Origin of the sequence: Enterobacter sp. 50793107 (assembly GCF_001463365.1) — a bacterium.
Taxonomy (GTDB): Bacteria; Pseudomonadota; Gammaproteobacteria; order Enterobacterales; family Enterobacteriaceae; genus Enterobacter; species Enterobacter cloacae.
In genome coordinates, this window is record NZ_LNII01000158.1 from 79,907 (window position 1) to 101,626 (window position 21,720).

Genomic DNA, 21,720 nt, shown 5'->3' on the forward strand with positions numbered 1-21,720 from the left:
CTTCTCGTGCCTGATATGAAGCTTTTTGCTGGTAACGCCACCCCGGAACTAGCACAACGTATTGCCAACCGCCTGTACACTTCCCTCGGCGACGCCGCTGTAGGTCGCTTTAGCGACGGCGAAGTCAGCGTACAAATTAACGAAAATGTACGCGGTGGTGATATTTTCATCATCCAGTCCACCTGTGCTCCAACGAATGACAACCTGATGGAATTGGTTGTTATGGTCGATGCCCTGCGTCGCGCTTCTGCAGGCCGTATCACTGCTGTAATCCCTTACTTTGGCTATGCCCGCCAGGACCGTCGCGTCCGTTCCGCGCGCGTGCCAATCACCGCTAAAGTTGTCGCGGACTTCCTGTCCAGCGTTGGCGTTGACCGCGTACTGACCGTTGACCTGCACGCAGAGCAGATTCAGGGCTTCTTCGACGTCCCGGTTGATAACGTATTCGGCAGCCCAATCCTGCTGGAAGATATGCTGCAGCTGAATCTGGACAACCCGATTGTGGTTTCTCCGGACATCGGCGGCGTGGTACGTGCCCGTGCTATCGCTAAGCTGCTGAACGATACCGACATGGCAATCATCGACAAACGCCGTCCGCGCGCTAACGTTTCTCAGGTGATGCACATCATCGGTGACGTTGCTGGCCGTGACTGCGTGCTGGTTGACGACATGATCGATACCGGCGGTACGCTGTGTAAAGCCGCTGAAGCGCTGAAAGAGCGTGGTGCCAAGCGCGTGTTCGCGTACGCGACTCACCCGATCTTCTCCGGTAACGCGGTAAACAACCTCCGTAACTCCGTCATTGACGAAGTTGTGGTATGCGATACCATCCCACTGAGTGACGAGATCAAGGCACTGCCAAACGTACGTACCCTGACCCTGTCCGGGATGCTGGCCGAAGCGATTCGTCGTATCAGCAACGAAGAATCCATCTCTGCAATGTTCGAACACTAATCGAACACGGCCGAAAAACCCGCTGCGGCGGGTTTTTTTGTCTCTGGGTTTTATTTGTATGATTAATGCCTCCTTCACCTGCCATTGATATGACAGATGATGCGCATACGGATGATAGATAATTGTGAAAAACATCACTTCCTCACATGTTCTGCCCTTTCGCGCCCTCATCGACGCATGCTGGAAAGAGAAATACACCTCGTCACGCTTTATCCGTGACCTGATTGCCGGGATCACCGTTGGTATTATCGCCATTCCGCTCGCCATGGCGCTGGCGATTGGCAGCGGCGTGGCTCCACAGTATGGCCTGTATACCTCGGCCGTCGCCGGGATCGTGATTGCCCTCACGGGCGGTTCGCGTTTCAGTGTGTCCGGCCCTACCGCTGCTTTTGTGGTGATCCTCTATCCGGTATCACAGCAGTTTGGCCTGGCAGGCCTGCTGGTTGCCACGCTCATGTCTGGCCTCTTTTTGATTCTCTTTGGCCTGGCCCGCTTTGGCCGGCTGATTGAATATATTCCCCTTTCCGTAACGCTGGGATTCACCTCCGGGATCGGCATCACCATCGGAACGATGCAAATTAAAGATTTCCTGGGGCTGCAGATGCCTCACGTTCCTGAGCACTATCTGCAGAAAGTGGGGGCACTGTTTATGGCACTGCCCACGGCCAACCAGGGCGATGCCGCCATCGGGATCGTTACGCTGGGTACGCTCATCGTCTGGCCGCGCTTAGGCATTCGTCTGCCTGGCCACCTGCCCGCGTTGCTGCTGGGCTGCGCGGTGATGGCCATCGTCAACATGTTTGGTGGTCATGTCGCCACCATCGGCTCGCAGTTCCACTATGTTCTGGCGGACGGTTCTCAGGGCAGCGGTATTCCCCAACTGTTACCACAGCTGGTTCTTCCCTGGGACATGCCCGGTTCCAGCTTTACCTTAAGCTGGGATTCGCTGCGCGCACTGCTGCCCGCCGCCTTTTCAATGGCGATGCTGGGGGCGATTGAATCTCTGCTCTGCGCCGTAGTGCTCGATGGCATGACCGGTACCAAGCACAAAGCCAACAGCGAACTGGTTGGTCAGGGCTTAGGTAACCTCATCGCTCCGTTCTTCGGCGGTATTACAGCCACCGCGGCTATCGCCCGTTCTGCGGCCAACGTGCGCGCGGGTGCAACCTCACCGGTTTCGGCGGTTATCCACTCCCTGCTGGTGATCCTCGCGTTGCTGATCCTCGCGCCGCTGCTCTCCTGGCTGCCGCTCTCTGCCATGGCCGCCCTGCTGCTGATGGTGGCCTGGAACATGAGCGAAGCGCATAAGGTGGTGAACCTGCTGCGTCGCGCACCGAAAGACGACATCATCGTCATGCTGATCTGTATGTCGCTGACCGTGCTGTTCGATATGGTGATCGCCATCAGCGTCGGCATCGTGCTGGCTTCCCTGCTGTTTATGCGCCGGATCGCGCAGATGACGCGCCTTTCCCCGGTAAACGTGGAGGTGCCTGATGATGTGCTGGTGCTGCGGGTAATCGGTCCGCTGTTCTTCGCTGCGGCGGAAGGCCTGTTCAGCGATCTGGAATCCCGCATTGCGGGCAAACGGATTGTGGTGCTGAAATGGGATGCCGTACCGGTGCTGGACGCCGGTGGGCTGGACGCCTTCCAGCGCTTTGTAAAACGTCTGCCGGAAGGCTGTGAGCTGCGGGTGAGTAATCTGGAATTTCAGCCGCTGCGCACTATGGCGCGCGCTGGCGTGCAGCCGATCCCTGGCCGCCTTGCCTTCTATCCCAACCGCGATGCCGCGTTAGCGGATCTGTGATTCATCTGATGCGGAGAAACGACTCTGCATCATTATCCCTATCGCCTGCTGGAGCCATTCAAGCACAGCAGGCGTCATCCACGTCCCTTTCATCAGATGCGGCTCCTGCTGCATAGCAGCGCGAAACTTTTGCTGCGTCTCAGGGTTTGTTCCTGCATATGACTGGAACAACGCCAGCCAGGTTTCAGCCAGCTTTTGCGCCTCGTCAGAGGCGGGATCGAGATTTTCCCGCTGCGCCTGGTGCAGCTTCGCCACCAGCGGCGGCCACTCCATCATGCGGTCAAAGTAGTGTTTCCGGGTAAAAGCCATCTCATCGGCAGAGAGATACTTTTCCCAGATGGCCAGCTTCGATTCGGCAAACGCCCGCGTGATGTAGTCGGTCATCTCTGCGGTGATGCCCGTTTGCTCACGCATTTGCGGTTCGACGCTGTGCATCTCGTTCAGCCGGGTGAGAAACTCCGGCTTGCCGGCAGTGTCCTGCTCCAGGCGCTCCATCCAGCGCGTCGCGAGATCCATCGCCCGTGGGTCAGAAACGGGTATGTGCTGTTCCAGCAGCGTGTTGGCCTCGGTAACCAGCCCTGACCAGACAGCCGCCAGCGCATCTTTCTGCACCGCAAACGGCAGTTGCTGTAACTCTTCTTTGCTAAACCAACGATCGTACATATTCATTAACTCCAGAGTCTGTAGCCAGGATTCCAGATCGGGCGTTTCATCGCCGGTAAACCCGGTGCGCAAGTCCACCAGCCTGTCACGCAGCGTGTTAATGCTGCGCAGCTGTTTATCCAGCAAACTGATTTGCGCATCAAGGAGTTCCGTTAACGAAAGCGACTCCTGCTCCAGAAAATCCCTGATTTCAGCAAGCTCCAGCCCCGCTTTTGCCAGTGCCTGAATCATATGCAAGCGCTGTACATCCGCCAGATTATAAAGCCGGTAACCTGCCGCGCTTCTGGCAGAAGGCAGCAATAACCCTGTTTGCTCATAGTGATGCAATGTGCGCACGGTGATCCCAGCGCGTTTTGCCAGTTCACCCACCTGAATCAACATAACTGCTCCTTTTATTTTGCCAGTGACGCCACTCTGGTGCCTTACGTTACGTGAGGGTCAACCCCTCAGGCAAAAAAAAACGACTCCATCTGGAGTCGTTTCAGTGTTCTTTATTCTATGCGCACTAGCTGTGCTTATGCTGGTCGCGGCGGCAGCGTTTGTCGTAATGGCGCACCCACCAGTATTTATCACACACTTCCTCATGACCGCTCACACGCGCCCCGGCGAGCCACAGTACCGCCCCCAGGAAGATGCTCAATACCGCACCATGCGCGAAGTATTGTGGGAGATCAAGCTGCGGCAATTGGTTTAAAATTGAATAACCCACACCGGCTACCATCACGAACAGCCCCAACCCCATCAGCACGTTACCGAGTAACGAAGCGTTTTTGCGTTTCATATGTCACCTCCGGAACTTTGGGTTGTAGGGAATAAGTCCCTATTCCTTGTGTGTAAAGTATAGACAACGCCCCTTTTATGAGTTGCGTCAATGATCACAATTACAGATTACTCCCAAACAAAAATTTACAAATAACGCATTGAACAGCTTGAAATTCTAATTGTTCAAATAAGTAATTATTCGTATTTCGCTGTTAAGGTCACAGAATTTTGTCAAGCGGCGCGCCAGACAGTAAACTACGCGCCAGATCTGGAACCCATTAGGAATTGAATCGTGACGATTAAACTGATTGTCGGCCTCGCCAACCCAGGCGCAGAGTACGCTGCAACCCGCCACAATGCCGGGGCCTGGTACGTTGATCTGCTGGCCGAACGGTTACGTGCTCCCCTGCGTGAAGAACCAAAATTCTACGGGTATACCTCACGTATCAATCTCGCCGGCGCGGATGTGCGCCTGCTGGTGCCTACCACCTTTATGAACCTGAGCGGCAAGGCCGTGGCGGCAATGGCAACGTTTTATCGCATCAATCCGGATGAGATTCTGGTTGCTCACGATGAGCTGGACCTGCCGCCAGGCGTGGCAAAGTTTAAACTGGGCGGCGGCCATGGCGGACACAACGGTCTGAAAGATATCATCAGTAAGCTGGGTAATAACCCGAATTTTCACCGTTTGCGCGTAGGAATCGGCCATCCGGGCGATAAAAACAAAGTTGTTGGTTTTGTGCTGGGTAAGCCCCCGGTTTCTGAGCAGAAACTGATTGACGAGGCGGTAGACGAAGCGGCGCGCTGCACTGAAATCTGGCTCAAAGATGGGTTAACCAAAGCGACAAACCGCTTACATGCTTTCAAAGCGCAATAATCTGCCCGATACGGCATTTTTACCGCGCGGTAGGCGGGTTACGTGTATAATAGGCGTAGTTATTTACTTTTCATCAGTCGGTTATCGTTAACGGATTGATTATCAAGATATTAAGGTGATTTAGAAATGGGATTCAAATGCGGTATCGTCGGTCTGCCAAACGTGGGCAAATCCACCCTGTTTAACGCGCTTACCAAAGCGGGTATCGAAGCGGCGAACTTCCCGTTCTGTACCATCGAGCCTAACACCGGCGTTGTGCCAATGCCCGACCCGCGTCTGGACCAGCTCGCGGAAATCGTGAAGCCGCAGCGCATTCTGCCAACCACCATGGAGTTCGTGGACATCGCGGGCCTGGTGAAAGGTGCATCCAAAGGTGAAGGTCTGGGTAACCAGTTCCTGACCAACATCCGTGAAACCGAAGCGATCGGTCACGTGGTGCGTTGCTTCGAGAACGACAACATTATCCACGTAGCGGGCAAAGTAAACCCGGCGGAAGATATTGATGTAATCAATACCGAGCTGGCGCTGTCGGATCTGGATACCTGCGAACGTGCGATCCACCGTATCTCCAAGAAAGCTAAAGGTGGCGATAAAGACGCCAAAGCCGAATTAGCGGTACTGGAAAAATGTCTGCCACAGCTGGAAAACGCAGGTATGCTGCGCTCTCTTGACCTGAGCAAAGACGAGAAAGAGCTTATCCGCTACCTGAGCTTCCTGACGCTGAAGCCAACCATGTACATTGCCAACGTGAACGAAGACGGTTTTGAAAATAACCCGTACCTCGATCAGGTTCGTGCTATCGCCGAGAACGAAGGTTCTGTCGTCGTTCCGGTTTGTGCCGCTGTAGAAGCCGATATCGCCGAGCTGGATGACGAAGAGCGAGACGAGTTCATGGCTGAGCTGGGTCTGGAAGAGCCAGGTCTGAACCGCGTTATCCGTGCAGGTTATGCCCTGCTCAACCTGCAGACCTACTTCACCGCTGGGGTGAAAGAAGTGCGTGCGTGGACTATCCCTGTTGGCGCAACGGCTCCACAGGCTGCGGGCAAGATCCACACCGATTTCGAGAAAGGCTTCATCCGTGCACAGACTATCGCGTTTGAAGACTTCATCACCTATAAGGGTGAGCAAGGCGCGAAAGAAGCTGGCAAGATGCGTGCTGAAGGGAAAGAGTACATCGTTAAAGATGGCGATGTGATGAACTTCCTGTTTAACGTCTGAGTCGGTATGAATGAAAAAAATCCACGCTTTGGCGTGGATTTTTTTATTGCGCGGTCAAAACACATTGGCTAAGCGTTCTGTTTTCATGCTGGGTTCAAAAGGAATGATGTCAGCCGTCGCAAGCTTTAACCTCTGAAACGGATCTTCGCGTAGTCGCTCTTCAAGTGAGGCAAGACTCTCACTTTTAGCGAGAATGACACCACCGTTTCTCGGGACCCGTCTTCCGGATGCGAGGAAAATACCCTCTGCATACCCCTTTTTCAGCCACTCTATATGTGCTGGTATCGCTGCATCAATCTCTTCGAGTGGTCTGATATAGGTTAAAATGACAATGTAAACCGTGCTCATCCTTTGCCTCTCAGTTGTGTTTTAGCCGCTTGTTGAAATTGCTTATGCAGTCCCTCTTTTGCCACCCGGTTATGGTTATCATTTTGGGCACATTTGATCTTAATATGCAGGGCCTGAGCAAGACAACGCGTTACGCGTCATATCCCAGGAGTAGAACCAATCATGCCAGCCGTTTTTTTTTGTTGGATAGCTACAGACAACGACCACTTCCTTTGACAGGTTGAATGTTAAGTAATAGAAAGTCGCGCCTTCAGGAGGTGCAGACCAAAATAGTTTTTCGCCCTGAGCCTTGAAGATGGTCAAAACGGTTTGTAATGGCTTTGGCTCGCTTAACGCAAAGACTAACTGGCGTGTTGAGTCGACCATTGCGAGGTCTAAGCAAGGTATACTTAAGCGTACGCTTCTTGTGCAGCATATCCACTCGAGCACGTCTTTTTCTTTAAAAAATTGAAATAAGCGATCATCTTCGCTCTTAATAAATATTTTTATTACGTTTATAAGTAAGTTTCAGATCATCTCGATATGTTATAGTTTGAAGCCCGATATATTATATAAAGCATCAACTATCGAATCGTTCTGAAGATTCCAAAGAGGTTTAGTGTGTTTATTTTTGAAAATAACCTCGCAATTTAATTTAGGGCATGAGTGTTTTATCTGAATACTCATGAAAATCATCTTTTTTTCGTCATAGATGATTTCTTTCGGTCTATAAATATATCCTTATAGAAGCATGGCATCATATTTTTAATCACGGGCCATAAAAATGCATCAGTGTGTTAAGATCATCTAAATCTTGTTTGGTTGGTTTATTTTTCTCCATTTTATCATATTCATAAATTATTCCTTTCATAGGAATGCCGGAATCATGATTAATTGCCAGCCCCATTAGTTTATCAATATCAGTCTGATTTTTTAAAGTATTCTTTAAAAATTTATGGAGAAGTTTTTCAGCATCTTTTCTTTCTAAGAAATACATCATGTTTATCCTGTGATATTTCAATAAAGTAAATGATTACGATTACCATCTTCATACACTAGCAAAATGCAGTTTTACAATGCTCTGAATATTTTAAATATTCATATCAAATTAAGGATAGCAAGATGAGTGAGCAGATCAAGTTTTAGAATCAGCTAAAGACCATGCTTGCAGCAATGGCTCTTAGCAGACAGTTTTAGAGCCTAATCGCACTCAAGAAAAATAAGGCTAACAAATCCTCAAAAGAACAGTGTCTATCATCATGGTTTAGTGTACAAAATTGTAACAGACTGGGGCAAGACTGCTTCGACGGCTAATTTCGTCCGCATGTAGATGAATTGAATGACGCTAGCTTTAATTTTAATACATTAAGCCGGTTAATAGTAATTATTTATGCGCTCTTTTATTAAAAATTGTCTGTTTTTGTGGTTGGAGTGAGAATTTCAAAAACAGACAACCACATAATTATAACCTCGCAAAAAATCATTCCTTCCCTTTGCTTAATATCAGGGCATCATTTTTTTAATATCAAGTGCGTAATTAACAACATCATCTAAAAGTTTTTCTTCCCTGAGGGAAAAGTTTGCGTATTGAGCCATAGCTCTGCATGTTGACAGACTTTCAACTATTTCCAATGAAATTTTGTCTCCAAAAATTATTATCTGATCATAACGAGTTTGAAAAAAATTTGCCGATTCATGTTTACCATTGGCATTAAGTTCAAAAATTATTTTTTCAAGTGCATTTTTTAAGTTATTCAAATTCATTACCAGGGAACCCTTAAAGTTTTAACCACCCATGCTCTTGGAAGATTTGACACCACAGCCTGGTATCCCATCCCAGGATATCCTGCCCCTTGAGCTGCAGCAGGACCTTCACTCACCCAAGTTCCCTTAGGAACTCTAAACTCTGATACATTAGTAATATTTACACCCCAATCATGACGAATAGCTAGCTTTTCTCGCAACACCTCCTCAGAATTGTATTTTTCATTTGTCAGCCAAGAGATTTTTCTTCCTGTTCTATTATTTACACCATGATATTTATAAAAAGTCTCGTCTCTTTTTAGCTGCCTGTTTTTATAAATACTTTTATCAAATGTTTCAGCAATTCCTCCAGGAAGTTGCGGCCCTGGTTTTTTCCCTGTATTGCATCTACTCAACCCCCACGGATCCACCCACCCCAACGCATTCGGCGCATACTGGTAAAGATTTATCCCTCCCGCCAGCCCTATCGGGTCCTGCTGCGTAAACCGCCCGCAGTCCGGGTCGTAATACCGGAACAGATTGTAGTGCAGCCCTGTCTCACGGTCCAGGTATTGCCCCTGCATCCGCAGGTTCTGGGAATATCCTGATAGCTGCGTCTCGCTTTCCCGTAGCAGCTTGCCCCAGGCGCTGTTAACGCCTTCCCAGCGCACCTGCCCTTCGATATCCGTCATCCGTTCCGGCGTGCCGCTCGGCTGGCAGTGGAACCAGAAAATCTCCGGAGCATCAACGCCGTCAATACGTGCCAGCGGGTCGTAGCTGTCCTGATCGCTGTAGACATAGGTCAGCGGCACGTCTCCGTGCAGCTCCTGCAGCAGGCGGAACCCTTCCCAGACAAACCGGGTGGTGACGGGCTTACCGGTTGCCTGTCCGCCCAGCATCTGCTGGCGCGTTTTGCTGATGCGGCGCCCAAGCGGATCGTAACGGAAGCTGACCTGCGTCTGCGGCCTGTTGCGATCCCGCGGCTGGCTGATCACTTCCGTCAGGCGGTGTTCACCGTCGTACCGGTAGTGCCAGCGGGTCTGGCCGTTATCCTTCTCCACGGTGCGGCCGTGGATGTCATAACGCCAGCGAATGCCATTCAGCTGCGTCAGGCGGTTGTGCGTAACTTTCTCAGCAGATCCGTCGAGCGGGTTACCGGCCGCATCCCAGCGCCACTGCTCCTGCCCGGGCAGCGTGCCGTCCTGAACCAGCAGGCGCCCGGCGCTGTCGTACTGCCAGCGGTACCAGCTGAACGGGTTATCGTCCCGTTCTTCCCGCACCAGATTATTGCGGTAGTCGTAATCCCAGCGGCGGGTCCAGCGGCGTGGTGACGGGCGCTGTGCGTTGCCGGTGAAGACATCCCGGCGATGCAGGCGGCCGAGACGGTCGTATTCGCTGCGGGTGGTGAGCAGCCCCTGCGTGCGGCTGGTCTCCCGATGGAGTTCGTCGCGGGTAAAGTCGGATACCGACAGCTTATCAAGGGCAATGCTGAGCAGATGCCCGCTGCCGTAGTAGAACTGTTTGAGTTCGCGGCCATCCGGCAGCGTAACGGAGGTGCGGTTGCTAAGGGCATCATACTGCCACGCCAGCTCACCGTGCTCGCCCGCTTCGCGGGTCACGCGACCAAGTGCGTCATACTCAAAGGAAAGCTCCTGCTCAGCCTCGGTACTCCACGCGTCGGCTGAAAGCGCCGGGTGCAGCCCAATCCGGGTCAGCAGCCCTGACGGGGTGTAGTGGTAGCGGGTCTGCCCTTCCGGCGTAGTGCGGGCGACCAATTGCCCGCTCGCGCTCCAGGCAAAGGCGTGTGTGATGGCCTCCGGATGACCGGCAGCAAAGGTACGCGTTATCGTGCGCCCACAAGCGTCGTAGCGATACTGCGAGGCCACACCATCGAGCCCCACCTCCTCCAGCAAGAGCGAGTCAGGCCCCCAGCGGAACTGATACGCTTCGCCGTTTTCATTTTCAAGGGCAATCAGACGCCCTCTGCTGTCCCAGCGGCGGCGGACCTCTTCACCCTGGGTATTACGCGTGACGGTTAAGCGTCCGGCCTCATCATATCTGAACTCGCTTTCTTTCCCGTCGGCGCCAGCATGCTTCACCGGCAGGCCACGTTCGTTCCATTTTAGCGACTCTGTCCAGCCTTCCGGGCGATCGAGCTGTACCGGGCGCCCGGCAGCGTCGTAGCGATAACGCGTCTCTTCGCCGTCGGCGCCCGTCTCGGTCATCAACCAGCCCAGCGGATGATATTGGTAGTGGGTGGTGTGGCCAGAGCAGTCTGTCGCACGCACCACTTGTCCTGCTTCGTTGTACTCATGATGGCGGCTGTTTCCGGCGGCATCCACCTCTTCAACGACCTGACCAAACTCATCCCGGCGCAGCAGCGTGGTCTGCCCCATTGGGTCCACCACGCGGTTCAGGCCGTGATGTTCGTCGTACCAGAACCGGGTAGCGCTGCCGTCGGCTTCAATGATGGCCGTCGGTAGCGCGCGGTGTTCAAGCCAGGTCGTGGTGCGGGCATTGCCGTCAGGGTCGATCTCCTGCACCCGGTTGCCCATCTCGTCGTATACGAAGGTGACGGTGTTCCCGAGCGGATCAATGCGTTGCGTGAGGAGCTCGTTCTCATCCCACGTGTAGCGCCAGTTCTCGCCGCGCTCGTCAACGTAGCGGACGATCAGATTTTGCGCGTTCCAGTAGTGCTGACGTTTCTGACCATCGTAGTGTTCGACGGTGGTCAACCCGGCGTCAAGATCGTAGGTGAAGCGACAGCCATCCCCGGTGCTGGTTCGGTTTTCAACCACGCGCCAGTGGTCAAATTTTTTCCAGCGGTATTCACTTTCCAGCCCGCCCGGCAGACGATGCCAGACCATCAGGCCATGGTCGTTATAGCGGTATTCGCGGGTAACTACACCAGAGGCATCCGTCGCGCTCGCCAGCTGGCCACGCGCATCGTAACCCCATTGCATCAGCGGCCAGCTACGGCTGCCGTCAAAATGGCTGGCAGCGGTTACGCGCTGTGGGAACCGTTCGTCCTCATAGCGCAGGGAGACGTCTATTGTCCGCGGCTCATCGTGCAAACCGACCAGCCTGCCGTGCTCATCCCACTCTGTCAGCAGTGCGTTGCCGTATTCGTCGCTAAGGGAGGCCAGACGCAGAACGGATGGATTCACGCGTGTCGGTTTATACAGGCGCCACACCGCGCCGTCATCGTCGGCTATCGCAACATCACCGCTCTCGTTGCGGCGGATGATGATACCCTCGCTGATGCTGTAGAATGCGCGGTCGACGGGTGGCAGTTCAAAGCTCAGCTCACGCCCGGTTTCGTCGAACCAGGTGGCATTGTTCTCTTCAAGCGTCAGATAACTGTCAAAGGTGGTTGCCCAGCCCAGGCCAAACAACCCTTCGCGGGTGGTCAGGCTGTTATAACTGCGCTGCCAGCGAAGCGGAAAACGCCCGGGCAGCGAGAAATCGAGCTCATCATCGTCATTCAGCACCTTCACGCCGGTGGCGGCATGAACCGGGTGCGAGGAACCAAATACGGCATTGACGGCCATATCGGCCAGCATCCCGCCCCCGGCTGCTGCCAGGGCACAGGGCATGTTTTTTAAAATCTTGCCCGGACGGCCGCGCAGCATGGAGAGCGCAATCATCCCCAGTGCCAGCCCCGGCGTTTTGCCGCTCTTGATATCGCGAACCGTCAGCGTCTCGCCGCCGATGATCACATTCGGGGAAACGTCATCGGAAACGGTGCCTTCGCAGGTGGTGCGATCTTTGGCACGTACTGCCGGTTGTCCATTGATAAAGACGCTTTTAGAGCCTTCCGCCAGATACTGTGGTCCGGAGTGTTTTTCACACGCGACCTTATCCTCTTCCAGCGGCGATGTACCCGCCGCAGCGGAGGCCACGCTCGGCTGCCACATTTCGCTGCCGAACTGTCCGGCAGCAGAGAGCAACATGCCGGCGTAATCGGCAAAACTTCCCGGTGACTGTGGTTCTGGAGGTGGCGTATCTGCGGGCGTCAGCGTTCCGGCCGCGCGTGCAGCGGGAAGGCTGTTGGTGAGCACATTGCTGGAACCGGTGGTGATTTTACCTGCGGGTGACGGCGGGAACAGCGCATCACCCAGCCCCTCCGCGATATTACTGATATCGTCGGTAACACCCGCCAGGTTAGCCAGTACGCCACCGACGATCCCGCTTAACAGGCAGCTGGATCCAATCGCCGCCACGCCCGCAGCGGCGGCCCCGGCCCCCAGCAGTGGTGCGGCGGCAGTTGCTGCCAGCCCTACCGCCGCGCCGATCACCGCGTAGGCGGCACCTTCCGCCACAATGCTGGTGATATCCGCGAAAATGCTGGAGTGAATAATCTCGTCACCCTTGCGGGCCGCGTTGTTATCGCTCATGCCTTACACATTCCGGTTGTCGTTAAGCGTCAAACTTTGCTTAAGCGCGCTCCAGCGCGCCTCGTCTTCTTCATTGAATGCTCTGAGTGCCGAGAGAGTAAAAATCATCAGGACCAGTTTACCCGGGGTCTGCACCGCCAGCTGTTTTTGCCACAGGCGCTGGCCGTTACGGTCAAACGAGGTTTCAACTTCCAGACCGTTGATTTTTCCGTCAGGACCGGCTTTTACGCGCTGAAATTCACTCTGGACGATCTCCCCCATCTGTGGGTGCAGCAGCTCCCACTGGCGGTGGAACTCTTTCTCATGATCGCTGCCATCCGGGATAACCCCACGACTGACAACCACAGACAGCCCGCTTTCGTCATCGCGAATGATGTTCATCGTGTTATCCTGCCAGGCAGCAGGAAAAAGGGAAAACGAACCTTCCTGGAGGGTGTATTTCATAGGTGGACTCGGGATGGTTAATATTGAAAGAAATAAAGTGACCAGTTGAATTTGGCCTTTTGAACGGCTGTTTCGTTATTCAAGCCAGTGGCCCGACTGCTCAACCAAAATATGGCCGCCTTTGCTGACAACCAGTTTCAGTGGTGCATAGGTCACGGTATAGGTAACGTCCCCATTCTTATAGGTTGAGCCGGTTATTTTACCTGTGGGATCCTGAAGCGTTTTCCCCTTTAAGGAGATCGTACTGTTATCACTTTTGCGAACGCCAAGATAATACATCTGGCCACACTCACTCTCGAAACGCCCGCAGTTATTTACCAGAGAAATACTGAACTTATCGGTATCCAGCTTTCTGGTTTCAACGTTATGAACGGGAGCCGCTTTATTTAACGTATAACGCAGCGGAGCATAATAACGACCTTTTTGAGGAGGCGTGACTAAACGCCACGTCATTTTGCTTCCGTTAATTTCCAGAACTGCTCGTCCATCCACACCGCCAAACGAGGAGTCGAACTTAACGTTCGCACGATTGCCCGTGATAGCACCGCTTAGATTGTGTTCATCCTCTGCGGGACAATCGATGCGGTTTCCTCTCTGAGAGATATAGCAATATGACCCGGATATACGGTCGCCTGATTCCGTTAAACGCAGGGTTAGCGTCGAGTCAGTGCCGAACGTGCCTGCCCACACCCCATCAAACGTTAATTTTGCCTGGCTGTTCGTTGCAAAATGCATCGCTTTGAATCTGGCAGCCCATTGCTGAATATCAGCATTCACCACCTGACGATGATCAGATGACTGATAATGAATAACGTCTGACTCAGGAACGACCCAGGCCGTATAGATTTTGCCGTCAGGTTCAACGACCAAAGCTGACGCATTCTCCAGATAAAGATCGTTACGCCAGCCTTCAACAAACAGGCCTCCGCCTGAGGTTGAATGGGGTTCGCCAAAGACATCAAAATTGCTAATAAACGTCTCGTAATCGCTGCCCAGCGTCTTCCTGAGCGTCTCATTCACTTCGCTGTCGTTAACGATGTGGTCTACGGTATCGAGCCTATTGTATTGCGATAGATCAAGCGCGGCTGAGGTTTCAACTGAGCCCAGTAAAAGCGCGGTGAACAATGCGCATGCTAAATTTTTCCTGGCCATAAATTACTCTTGGGCGCCATTATCGTAATTCATTGTTATTGTCACAACCTTGCTGTCTTTAATCCCGAACGAGAGAAGCTTGTTACCCAATTGATAAAAACACCATTGTTCCCCGGCATCATTTTCCATCTGACCCTTGCCATATGCATTACTGAGTTCCCTGGCTGTTGACCCTACATGAATACCGCGCGGTGTTTTGCCCTCCCCGGCGGTAAGGGTAATTTGCGATACGATATAATCGTCAGCATTGCGTTCGACCTTATCCCACCAGAGATTGGAAACATATATGTCAATACCCGCCTTTTGATGCTGGTAGAATTTATAGTGGGTTCCGTCAAAAGGAACCTCACCGACAAAATCACCTTCTATCGGCACCTCAATTTTACGCGCAACGTCATCTGTCCATCTTTCGCCCAATGTGACAGTCTCATCTTCCATCTGCACAGTAAAATCCTGGTTAACTAAAACCGGCGGCATATTATGTGCATACACCCCATAGCAGTTCAGAGCGGAAAATATCGCGGTAAAACGGAGAAATATTAAAATGTAATTTTTCACGTTAATCACTGCCCGCGCTAATGACAACCGAGTCCAGACAATCAGGTTTATTTACGGAGAAACTGAAACTAACCTTTTGTCCATTCATATCTTCTGGCGCGGTATAGCTGGTCACTTCATTCCCGGAGCGGCCCCGGGGGTAATCCGTTAACACTAGCTCCGGATAATGCGTTTTAACGGCAACGAGTGTGATGCACTGACCTGACGGGGAAAAACTCAGTAACGGTGCCATGCCGTCGCGCTCTTTGCTTACCCGTAAATCAATCCCGGTAATGCGCATATCGTCCGCCAGCCTGACATCATCGGCATGATAGAAGTGAATGTATTCATTATCTTTCATCAGCGTAAACTGCAACGGCAGATCATTAACACTGGTGTTGGATAGCGTTCTAAGTGAAGCACTCATCTCTGCAATGAACATCCAGAGATCTTTTTTTGTTGCGTGTCCTTCTGGCATGCCCATCGCTAATAACGCGACAAGCACCGCTCCAGCCTTAATCACCCTTGGCCGTGAATTTCGCCTGAACCGCCGCATCAATATCTCCTTTGTGCCCCGCGCCCGGCGCCGTTGTGCCTGGCTTAGCGCCTGACGTATTGAGATGCAGCTTACCGCCCGTGGTAATATGGCCATCCCCTTCAACGAAGAAGTTAAACTCTTTACCGATCAGGCTAATTTTGCCGTTAGCGTTAAGTTCAATCGCACTTTCACCAGACACCAGCCGCAGTTTGGTGCCGGAGGCAAGGACATACTGCTCCACCGCCGCATCCAGCTTTCCTTTGCCGGTCAGGATCTCGGTTCCGCCTTTTACCGCCTGGATCTGATTCGCTTCCACGCGATGCAGTTCGTTTTTCTTTACGTAATGGCTACGCTCGCCGCCGACGCTGTGCGTTTCGTCATTCTTGATGCTGGTATCCATATTTCGCTCGGCCTGGATCCACACCTGCTCCGCACCCGCCTTGTCCTCAAACCGCAGGGCGTTGGCGTTATCCACGGAACCGTCTTTCGTGCGGCTCATAAAGCCCATCTGCGTCGCCGCTGCCGGCAGCGCCCACGGTGGCATGCTGGCATCGTTGTACACGCGCCCGGTAATAATCGGACGGTCCGGGTCACCGTTGATAAAGTCCACCACCACCTCATCGCCCACGCGCGGGATCTGCACCCCGCCGTAACCCTGGCCTGCCCATGCGCTCGACACACGCACCCAGCAGGAGCTTGTGTCGTCCCCTTTTGCCAGACGGTCCCAGTGGAATTTCACCTTCACGCGGCCATATTTGTCCGTCCAGATGCTCTCCCCCTGCGGCCCGACAACCTTCGCCGTCTGCGGGCCGTAGGTACGCGGCCACGCCGTGGACTGCGCCGGACGGAACGACACCGACGCCGGGATAACCGTGAAATCGATGCGGTGGATGGTCTCCCCTTCGCCGCTCGCGTAGCGGTTCTCTTCCAGATGATACCCGGCCGCCGTCACCAGATAGTCGCCGTTATCGCTGAAGAACGGTGCGTTGGTCAGGGTGAAGGTGTGGCCCGGCGCAATACCCGCTGCCGTGGCCGTAGCCTGAATCTGCTGATGCTCCACCTGCCAGCGCTCCTGACGAATGCGGGCGTAGAACTCCGCATGCCCGGTCTCCACAAAGCGCCCCGGCCAGTCGTACACGTCAATGCTGCCTGGCTTCGGCGAGGCCGGGTTCTGCTGCGCCTGGAACAGCCACGCGTTCGGCTTGCGGAAGTCGTAGTCGTCGAGGCTGTAAATGCCCGGCGTCACGCTGTCCTCCAGCGCCCACTGGCTGATACCCTCTTCGTCCGTGCTGCCGCCGGACGGCGTCTGGTGATAGGGGATGACCTCGTAGCCGCTGAACGGCTGATGCTGCGTGGCGGCATCGGTGAGCACCAGGGTGTGTTTGTCGGCCTCGTGGCTGAAGTAATACGCTATCCCCTCCAGCTCCATCAGGCGGCTGATGAAGTCCAGGCTCGACTCCTGATACTGGACACAGTAGTCCCACACCCGGTAGCTGCCGGTGAGCTTATCTTCCACGTTGACCTGATGCTCGCCCAGCAGGGTTTTCACAATCTGCGGCACCGTCTGCCCCTGGAAGATACGCAGGTTACGGTCGCGCTTCATCGGCCACAGGTCCGGCTCCACCGTCAGCTGATACACCGCATAGCGTGTGCCCGTCAGCTCAACGGCGCTCACCGCCACGCGCGTGACTTTACCGTTGATGTAGCGCGGGGTAAGCAGGTTCTGGGTGGGGATGGTCACCGTGACCGGCTGGCCCAGCAGTTTGCTGCGGTCGATACGCGCATCCGTGCCGAGCAGGGTCAGCGTCAGGGCGAACGACTCAGACATCGCCTCGCGGCCGGAGAGTTTCCAGAAAAGCAGCCCCTCGACGGGGAGCTGGGCGGTAATTCGGTTGAGCATAATCGTTATTCCGTAATGTTTTATGCTAAATAAATGTATCAACAAAGACGAGATTTTTGACAAGACGTTTTGGGATATGCACAAGTCACCGTCTGCTTAATTTCGATACCGCTTTTGCCTTTTTAGATATTCATTATCCTGCTCATGAGGAAGAATAACTTTTAACCCTTGAGCCATCTGCGAAGCGATGTAGTTTATATTTGACAGATGCCGGGCAAGCTCTTCATCGGTAGTTTCAAATTCTTTTGCAGCCATAGCGCCAAGATTTAACGTATGGAGTTTACTTTTATCTTTATTCTTTCCTGTCAGGATATCCCTGACATACGCCACTTGTTTTTCAGCCATGTTATACAAAGAAAAAGAAGGATGAATTGACTTTCGCTCCTGGATAACGCCGAGGGCATTTTCAATATAATCCATCGCTGTATAACTTTGTTTATTCATGCCTATCCTTTAACTTCCGTACCAGATTGACAAAATGACATCCATAACTCTCAAAACTCGTCAGGGTATTTTTCCGCCAGTACGCATTGTTTCTGAACATAGTCAGGATCCACTTCATGCGGTAATTTCACTTTAACGCCACGGAGACGTTGATCTGCGATATACCATGCTTCCGTCAGTCTCTCGAAAAAGAGCTCATCTGAGTTTTCAAATTCTCTGACCGCATAAATGCCAAAAGTCATTCTCTTTAATACGGATTTGTCAGCTTTTTTTTGATCACAATCTTTTTCAGAATGCGTAACTGCTGCACAATCTCATCATACATATGTAAAATTGGCTCCCTGGGGTACTTGCCATTAATTTCCGCATATCTTTTTTGCGCCAGTCTGAGGGCCCTTTCGATATAGTCCCGTTCAGTTGACGGTAAAAATTTGTTTACCCCATCACCCGCATCCCATTTTTTCATTACAAATATGAGCGAGCCAATTTTTACTATTTCCGACAAAATGAACAGCGTGATATTAAGAGATATAACACTCATTCCGAGACCGACAATAATCATCGGGAACAAGGTTACCGAACAACTCAGGGTGAGCAGGCGTAGCACTTCCTGCGCCAGAGCAAACCGGACGGCATATCGGTGAGTTGTGAAAAAAAACCAGGCAGAAAAGAGTAATGAAACCGGCCACAGAAGGTATACGAGGTAAAAAAGACCCGTCAATAAACCGTTTACCCCTCCTGCTATCAGCATGAAGATGATAACACCAAAATTCCCACCGGTAGAATCCCACCATGACTGAAGCAAGTGGTATGGGCCGACAAAATAAAACACAATGCCGATGACATCCATAATGCCCCAGAAATAGAGTATTTTATTTTTTGCGTTTATGTTCACTCAATCCCTCTTTTGACCGGCTCGGGTTGCCACTTACCACCATGTCGGATAAGTGATTCTTTAATAGCGATAAGGTTTTTATACTCGTCACTGTCTTTTTTCGCTCTTTCAAGAAAACGCTGCAACTGATTTCCTAAGGCCCACCCGTTATCAGCACGAATGTCAGGATCAGCCCCACGCTCAAGTAAAAGGAAAACATGATCGTAGGAATGAAAATCGAAAGCATTTATCAGCAGAGTCTCACCCAGGGAATCCGTTATGTCGATATTGCTGCCCCGGTCAAGCATTGCTTTTAGTGTCTCGGTGTTTTTCGCTTCCAGAGTTTGAAAAATAATTGGTTTATTAAAAACGTAATCTTTAGCATTTGGAGATAATCCCCCATCCAGCATCGCCTTTATCCAGTCTCCACTGTCGGCCATAAGTACAAACTCTGCCGGGCTACTTTTTCCATTGGGTCTTGGCTGAAGCGGGTCGGCACCGGCCTTTATCAGTTCGGTCACGATATGTAAGCGCGGTTGCGTTTTCTTATCATAAAGTGTATTCGTCAACGCCCAAAAAAGTAGCGTCATATCATGTTGACCGGGTTTATTGAGATCGGTTTTCGGAAGAAATTTTTTGACTTCATCCATATTGCCGCTTTCAATCGCCCGCGCCAGAATAAGCTGCTGGCCGCTAAAGTAATCTTCGGGATTCAAATCCGAATTTTGTCTACATCCCTGTATCAGAAAAATGAAAACCACTATGAGGCTAGCAATTAACCGTATTTTCACGTCAATTCCATATAATATATTGAACGTATATCCTACTGCTTATCATTGTTTTACTGGCGCAGGTGGCCATTTACCGCCATGTTGAATAAGGAGTTCTTTTATTTCGTTAAGTTTTTTATACTCATCACTACCTTCTTTAGCTCTTTCAAGATAGCGTTGGAGTTGGTTACCCATCGTCCAGCCATTTTTGGCTCTAATTTCTGTATCAGCACCCCGTTTCAGCAGTAGCATTACGTGATCATAAGCATGATAGTTTAAGGCTTCAAACAATAATGTACTGTTTAGTGAATCAGTGATATTAATGTTTGCCCCTCGATCCAGCAGAGCCTCAAGCGTGTCCGTATTTTTTGCTTTGATGGTTTCAAAAATTATAGGCTCATGAAACGTTTTATCTTTAGCGTCAGGCGATAATCCCCCGTCGAGTAAAGCATTGATCCAATCTGCACTGTCCGCATTCAATACAAACTCAGCGGGACTGCTTTTACCCTGCGGCCTCGGTTGCAGGGGATCAGCACCAGATTTAACCAATAAAGTGACGATTTTTAATCGAGAAGGAGTTTTATTGTCATTGATACTGTTACCAAGCGCCCAAAACAGAAGCGTCATGTCTTGCTTACCTGGTTTGTTAAGATCAGTTTGCGGCGCAAGTTTTTCAACACCGTCAATATCGCCACGCTGAATATCTTCAGCCAGAACCAGTTGCTGACCGCTGAAATAATCTTGTGGATTTAGATCCATATCTTGTTTACACCCCTGAATCAGCAATGAAAATAGAATCACGAAAAAGGATACAAAAAGCTTATTCACAAACGACTCCTGATTATCGAAATATCTTCGTCTTTTTGCTGTTCTATACAATTAATGGCTTGTCCAATCCCGTGCCTGTCGAGTGCTCCACCAACCCCACCAGGCAGATCATGAGGAATACCTGCGGCATCAGGTGCCAGTGCTGACAACTCTTCTTTAGCGATTAAGGACGGGACATGTCCTCTCACCATTTTGAAGTCTTCAACAAGATCGACTTCCTGAATTTTAGTCAGCAGCTCTCCTTTGACGCGGTAGGCCTGTATGTTTTCAGCGCTTCCCAACAAACGTCCGCCATATTTTTCTACTGTCCCGCTATTTAACCCTGACGCATTAAATGTCCAGGCCGCTTTTCCACTCGCTATAGACGTTGCCGAGGCCAAGCCGCCCCCTAAAGAATGCCCAGCAATATCAATCGGCTGGGAAGACATTGCTATTTTTTCACCCAGTTGCACTGCACTGCGGTAATAAGGTGCTTCAAACCCTATTCCTTGCTTAAAGTTATTCGCCCAGTCGGCACCATTTTTTATTGAGGCGAATCCATTTTTATTTCGCAGCGAGTCCAGATGCTCTGAAAGCGATGGCAACCCCGGTTCCCTCGATCCTCTAAAAACCAGCGTCGAATTCATGTCTTTACCGAATACACCCGGATCAGGCTGATATACGCGTGACAGAAAATCAGGTGAGTCAGCTCTATCGAAAAGATCTTTGCTTTTAAGGCCAAACTTTTGCAAAGCACCCGCATCATTACTGATATCCTTCCACCCCTCCGGTACTCCCGGCGTGGCCTCAAGCGGATTCACGGTCTTATACACATTCTCTGCCAGCTTCGCTTTCTCAACCGCGATATTATTCGCCGCCAGCCGCTTAGCCGCGATTTGCGCATCCGGATAGAGGCTATTACTCCCCTTCGCAATCAGATCCTTACGCGCCTGCCAGCGTTCAGCTTTGGTCATATTCTCCAGCTGTGCCGCATAGGTTTTACCGTCTTTGCCCGGCGTCGGCTCGTCCGGCATCTGTGCCGCTTTGGATTTGACTACCTGTTTCGGCAGCACCGTTGGCGCAGGGCGGGAGCCATAGGTTCGCACCATGGTTTCGTAGCGGTCGACAATTGTACTCACCGGGTACCAGCCCAGACCGTCCAGCGAGGCAGCCTGCAGACGGCCATCAGCATTGATATAAAATATCTCCGTCACTGACGACCAGTTACGATAGCTCTCGTCGATCGCCACCACTCTGCCCATGTCGAGATCCTGCACAATCAGCTTACGGGTATCGCGCCCGGACTGGTAAGGATTCGCGCCAGTGATGGAGTGCAGCAAGTCGTAACGTGTAAACAGCGAGCGCAGCGAATTGTCGGGCACCGACATAATCCACTGCCCGGCAACGGACGGGCGGATAATTTTCGCAAAAAGCGCGGGCGAGACGTTCTCGCTGAAAAGATAGACAAATTTTATGTTGTACATTCGCTCCGTCCTGTTACCAGTCCCT

The 21,720-nt window shown here is 51.8% G+C and carries 21 protein-coding genes; 4 read left to right on the plus strand and 17 right to left on the minus strand.

Going from position 1 to position 21,720, the window contains the following annotated elements; genetic code table 11:
- The first annotated feature begins 6 nt into the window (after positions 1-6).
- Positions 7-954, plus strand: a complete 948-nt coding sequence (prs, locus tag APU11_RS20330) for a ribose-phosphate diphosphokinase (RefSeq protein ID WP_003856663.1) — start codon at positions 7-9, stop codon at positions 952-954.
- A 124-nt stretch (positions 955-1,078) separates the two neighbouring features.
- Complete coding sequence (gene dauA / locus APU11_RS20335) at positions 1,079-2,758, plus strand: C4-dicarboxylic acid transporter DauA (protein ID WP_013096229.1); 1,680 nt, start codon at positions 1,079-1,081, stop codon at positions 2,756-2,758.
- Here dauA and APU11_RS20340 read toward each other — a convergent pair.
- Complete coding sequence (locus tag APU11_RS20340) at positions 2,744-3,802, minus strand: MerR family transcriptional regulator (RefSeq protein ID WP_058650771.1); 1,059 nt, start codon at positions 3,800-3,802, stop codon at positions 2,744-2,746. The two genes, dauA and APU11_RS20340, sit on opposite strands and share 15 nt — an antisense overlap.
- A 124-nt stretch (positions 3,803-3,926) precedes the next feature.
- The gene (gene ychH / locus APU11_RS20345) at positions 3,927-4,202 is read right to left on the minus strand and encodes a stress-induced protein YchH (protein WP_013096227.1); all 276 of its coding nucleotides are present in this window, start codon (positions 4,200-4,202) and stop codon (positions 3,927-3,929) included.
- Between the two features lie 273 nt (positions 4,203-4,475).
- Here ychH and pth point away from each other — a divergent pair, with 273 nt between their 5' ends.
- Both pth and ychF read left to right on the plus strand, forming a co-directional pair.
- Entirely contained in the window at positions 4,476-5,060 is a 585-nt protein-coding gene (gene pth / locus APU11_RS20350; protein ID WP_013096226.1) for an aminoacyl-tRNA hydrolase, read from the plus strand.
- Between the two features lie 126 nt (positions 5,061-5,186).
- Complete coding sequence (gene ychF, locus APU11_RS20355) at positions 5,187-6,278, plus strand: redox-regulated ATPase YchF (protein ID WP_058650772.1); 1,092 nt, start codon at positions 5,187-5,189, stop codon at positions 6,276-6,278.
- Positions 6,279-6,332: 54 nt separating this feature from the next.
- Here ychF and APU11_RS20360 read toward each other — a convergent pair whose 3' ends face one another.
- The 15 genes from APU11_RS20360 to APU11_RS20430 all read right to left on the minus strand — a co-directional run bounded on the left by APU11_RS20360 (position 6,333) and on the right by APU11_RS20430 (position 21,695).
- Complete coding sequence (locus APU11_RS20360; RefSeq protein WP_058650773.1) at positions 6,333-6,626, minus strand: YciI family protein; 294 nt, start codon at positions 6,624-6,626, stop codon at positions 6,333-6,335.
- 748 nt (positions 6,627-7,374) lie between these two features.
- Positions 7,375-7,605 (minus strand): hypothetical protein, encoded by a 231-nt coding sequence (locus tag APU11_RS20365; RefSeq protein WP_224085025.1) that lies wholly within the window; start codon positions 7,603-7,605, stop codon positions 7,375-7,377.
- 503 nt (positions 7,606-8,108) lie between these two features.
- Positions 8,109-8,369 (minus strand): hypothetical protein, encoded by a 261-nt coding sequence (locus APU11_RS20370; protein WP_048972362.1) that lies wholly within the window; start codon positions 8,367-8,369, stop codon positions 8,109-8,111.
- Positions 8,369-12,745 carry an RHS repeat-associated core domain-containing protein gene (locus APU11_RS20375; protein ID WP_058650774.1) on the minus strand — a complete coding sequence of 1,459 codons (4,377 nt, stop codon included), beginning with the start codon at positions 12,743-12,745 and terminating at the stop codon, positions 8,369-8,371. The genes APU11_RS20370 and APU11_RS20375 overlap by 1 nt, the downstream gene beginning before the upstream one ends.
- Positions 12,746-12,748: 3 nt before the next feature.
- On the minus strand, positions 12,749-13,189 hold the full coding sequence (locus APU11_RS20380) for a DcrB-related protein (RefSeq protein ID WP_045294342.1): 441 nt from the start codon (positions 13,187-13,189) through the stop codon (positions 12,749-12,751).
- Between the two features lie 75 nt (positions 13,190-13,264).
- Complete coding sequence (locus APU11_RS20385) at positions 13,265-14,341, minus strand: hypothetical protein (protein ID WP_045294343.1); 1,077 nt, start codon at positions 14,339-14,341, stop codon at positions 13,265-13,267.
- A gap of 3 nt (positions 14,342-14,344) precedes the next feature.
- A complete protein-coding gene (locus tag APU11_RS20390; protein ID WP_230963077.1) occupies positions 14,345-14,785 on the minus strand; it encodes a hypothetical protein in 441 nt (146 codons plus the stop codon).
- 115 nt (positions 14,786-14,900) lie between these two features.
- Positions 14,901-15,383: a hypothetical protein gene (locus APU11_RS20395; protein WP_072200478.1), complete on the minus strand. Its 483-nt coding sequence runs from the start codon at positions 15,381-15,383 to the stop codon at positions 14,901-14,903.
- 10 nt (positions 15,384-15,393) lie between these two features.
- Complete coding sequence (gene tssI, locus APU11_RS20400) at positions 15,394-17,316, minus strand: type VI secretion system tip protein TssI/VgrG (RefSeq protein WP_060578712.1); 1,923 nt, start codon at positions 17,314-17,316, stop codon at positions 15,394-15,396.
- 96 nt (positions 17,317-17,412) lie between these two features.
- Positions 17,413-17,760 (minus strand): immunity protein Tsi6 family protein, encoded by a 348-nt coding sequence (locus APU11_RS20405; RefSeq protein WP_058650776.1) that lies wholly within the window; start codon positions 17,758-17,760, stop codon positions 17,413-17,415.
- 50 nt (positions 17,761-17,810) lie between these two features.
- Complete coding sequence (locus APU11_RS29015; protein WP_170955148.1) at positions 17,811-18,002, minus strand: immunity protein Tsi6 family protein; 192 nt, start codon at positions 18,000-18,002, stop codon at positions 17,811-17,813.
- Positions 18,003-18,007: 5 nt separating this feature from the next.
- Positions 18,008-18,655: a hypothetical protein gene (locus APU11_RS20415; protein WP_239691339.1), complete on the minus strand. Its 648-nt coding sequence runs from the start codon at positions 18,653-18,655 to the stop codon at positions 18,008-18,010.
- Entirely contained in the window at positions 18,652-19,425 is a 774-nt protein-coding gene (locus APU11_RS20420) for an ankyrin repeat domain-containing protein (protein ID WP_060578713.1), read from the minus strand. Before APU11_RS20420 ends, APU11_RS20415 begins: the two co-directional genes overlap by 4 nt.
- A 42-nt stretch (positions 19,426-19,467) precedes the next feature.
- The gene (locus APU11_RS20425; protein WP_048972776.1) at positions 19,468-20,232 is read right to left on the minus strand and encodes an ankyrin repeat domain-containing protein; all 765 of its coding nucleotides are present in this window, start codon (positions 20,230-20,232) and stop codon (positions 19,468-19,470) included.
- Entirely contained in the window at positions 20,229-21,695 is a 1,467-nt protein-coding gene (locus APU11_RS20430) for a hypothetical protein (RefSeq protein ID WP_058650777.1), read from the minus strand. The genes APU11_RS20425 and APU11_RS20430 overlap by 4 nt, the downstream gene beginning before the upstream one ends.
- Positions 21,696-21,720 lie beyond the last annotated feature (25 nt).

Coding starts and splice junctions, on each gene's coding strand:
- APU11_RS20360 (WP_058650773.1), bottom strand. CDS start 6,626: ATGAGCACGGTTTACATTGTCATTTTAACCTATATCAGACCACTCGAA.
- APU11_RS29015 (WP_170955148.1), bottom strand. CDS start 18,002: ATGACTTTTGGCATTTATGCGGTCAGAGAATTTGAAAACTCAGATGAG.
- APU11_RS20405 (WP_058650776.1), bottom strand. CDS start 17,760: ATGAATAAACAAAGTTATACAGCGATGGATTATATTGAAAATGCCCTC.
- tssI (WP_060578712.1), bottom strand. CDS start 17,316: ATGCTCAACCGAATTACCGCCCAGCTCCCCGTCGAGGGGCTGCTTTTC.
- APU11_RS20370 (WP_048972362.1), bottom strand. CDS start 8,369: ATGAATTTGAATAACTTAAAAAATGCACTTGAAAAAATAATTTTTGAA.
- APU11_RS20375 (WP_058650774.1), bottom strand. CDS start 12,745: ATGAGCGATAACAACGCGGCCCGCAAGGGTGACGAGATTATTCACTCC.
- APU11_RS20340 (WP_058650771.1), bottom strand. CDS start 3,802: ATGTTGATTCAGGTGGGTGAACTGGCAAAACGCGCTGGGATCACCGTG.
- ychH (WP_013096227.1), bottom strand. CDS start 4,202: ATGAAACGCAAAAACGCTTCGTTACTCGGTAACGTGCTGATGGGGTTG.
- ychF (WP_058650772.1), top strand. CDS start 5,187: ATGGGATTCAAATGCGGTATCGTCGGTCTGCCAAACGTGGGCAAATCC.
- APU11_RS20385 (WP_045294343.1), bottom strand. CDS start 14,341: ATGGCCAGGAAAAATTTAGCATGCGCATTGTTCACCGCGCTTTTACTG.
- APU11_RS20430 (WP_058650777.1), bottom strand. CDS start 21,695: ATGTACAACATAAAATTTGTCTATCTTTTCAGCGAGAACGTCTCGCCC.
- APU11_RS20380 (WP_045294342.1), bottom strand. CDS start 13,189: ATGAAATACACCCTCCAGGAAGGTTCGTTTTCCCTTTTTCCTGCTGCC.
- APU11_RS20365 (WP_224085025.1), bottom strand. CDS start 7,605: ATGATGTATTTCTTAGAAAGAAAAGATGCTGAAAAACTTCTCCATAAA.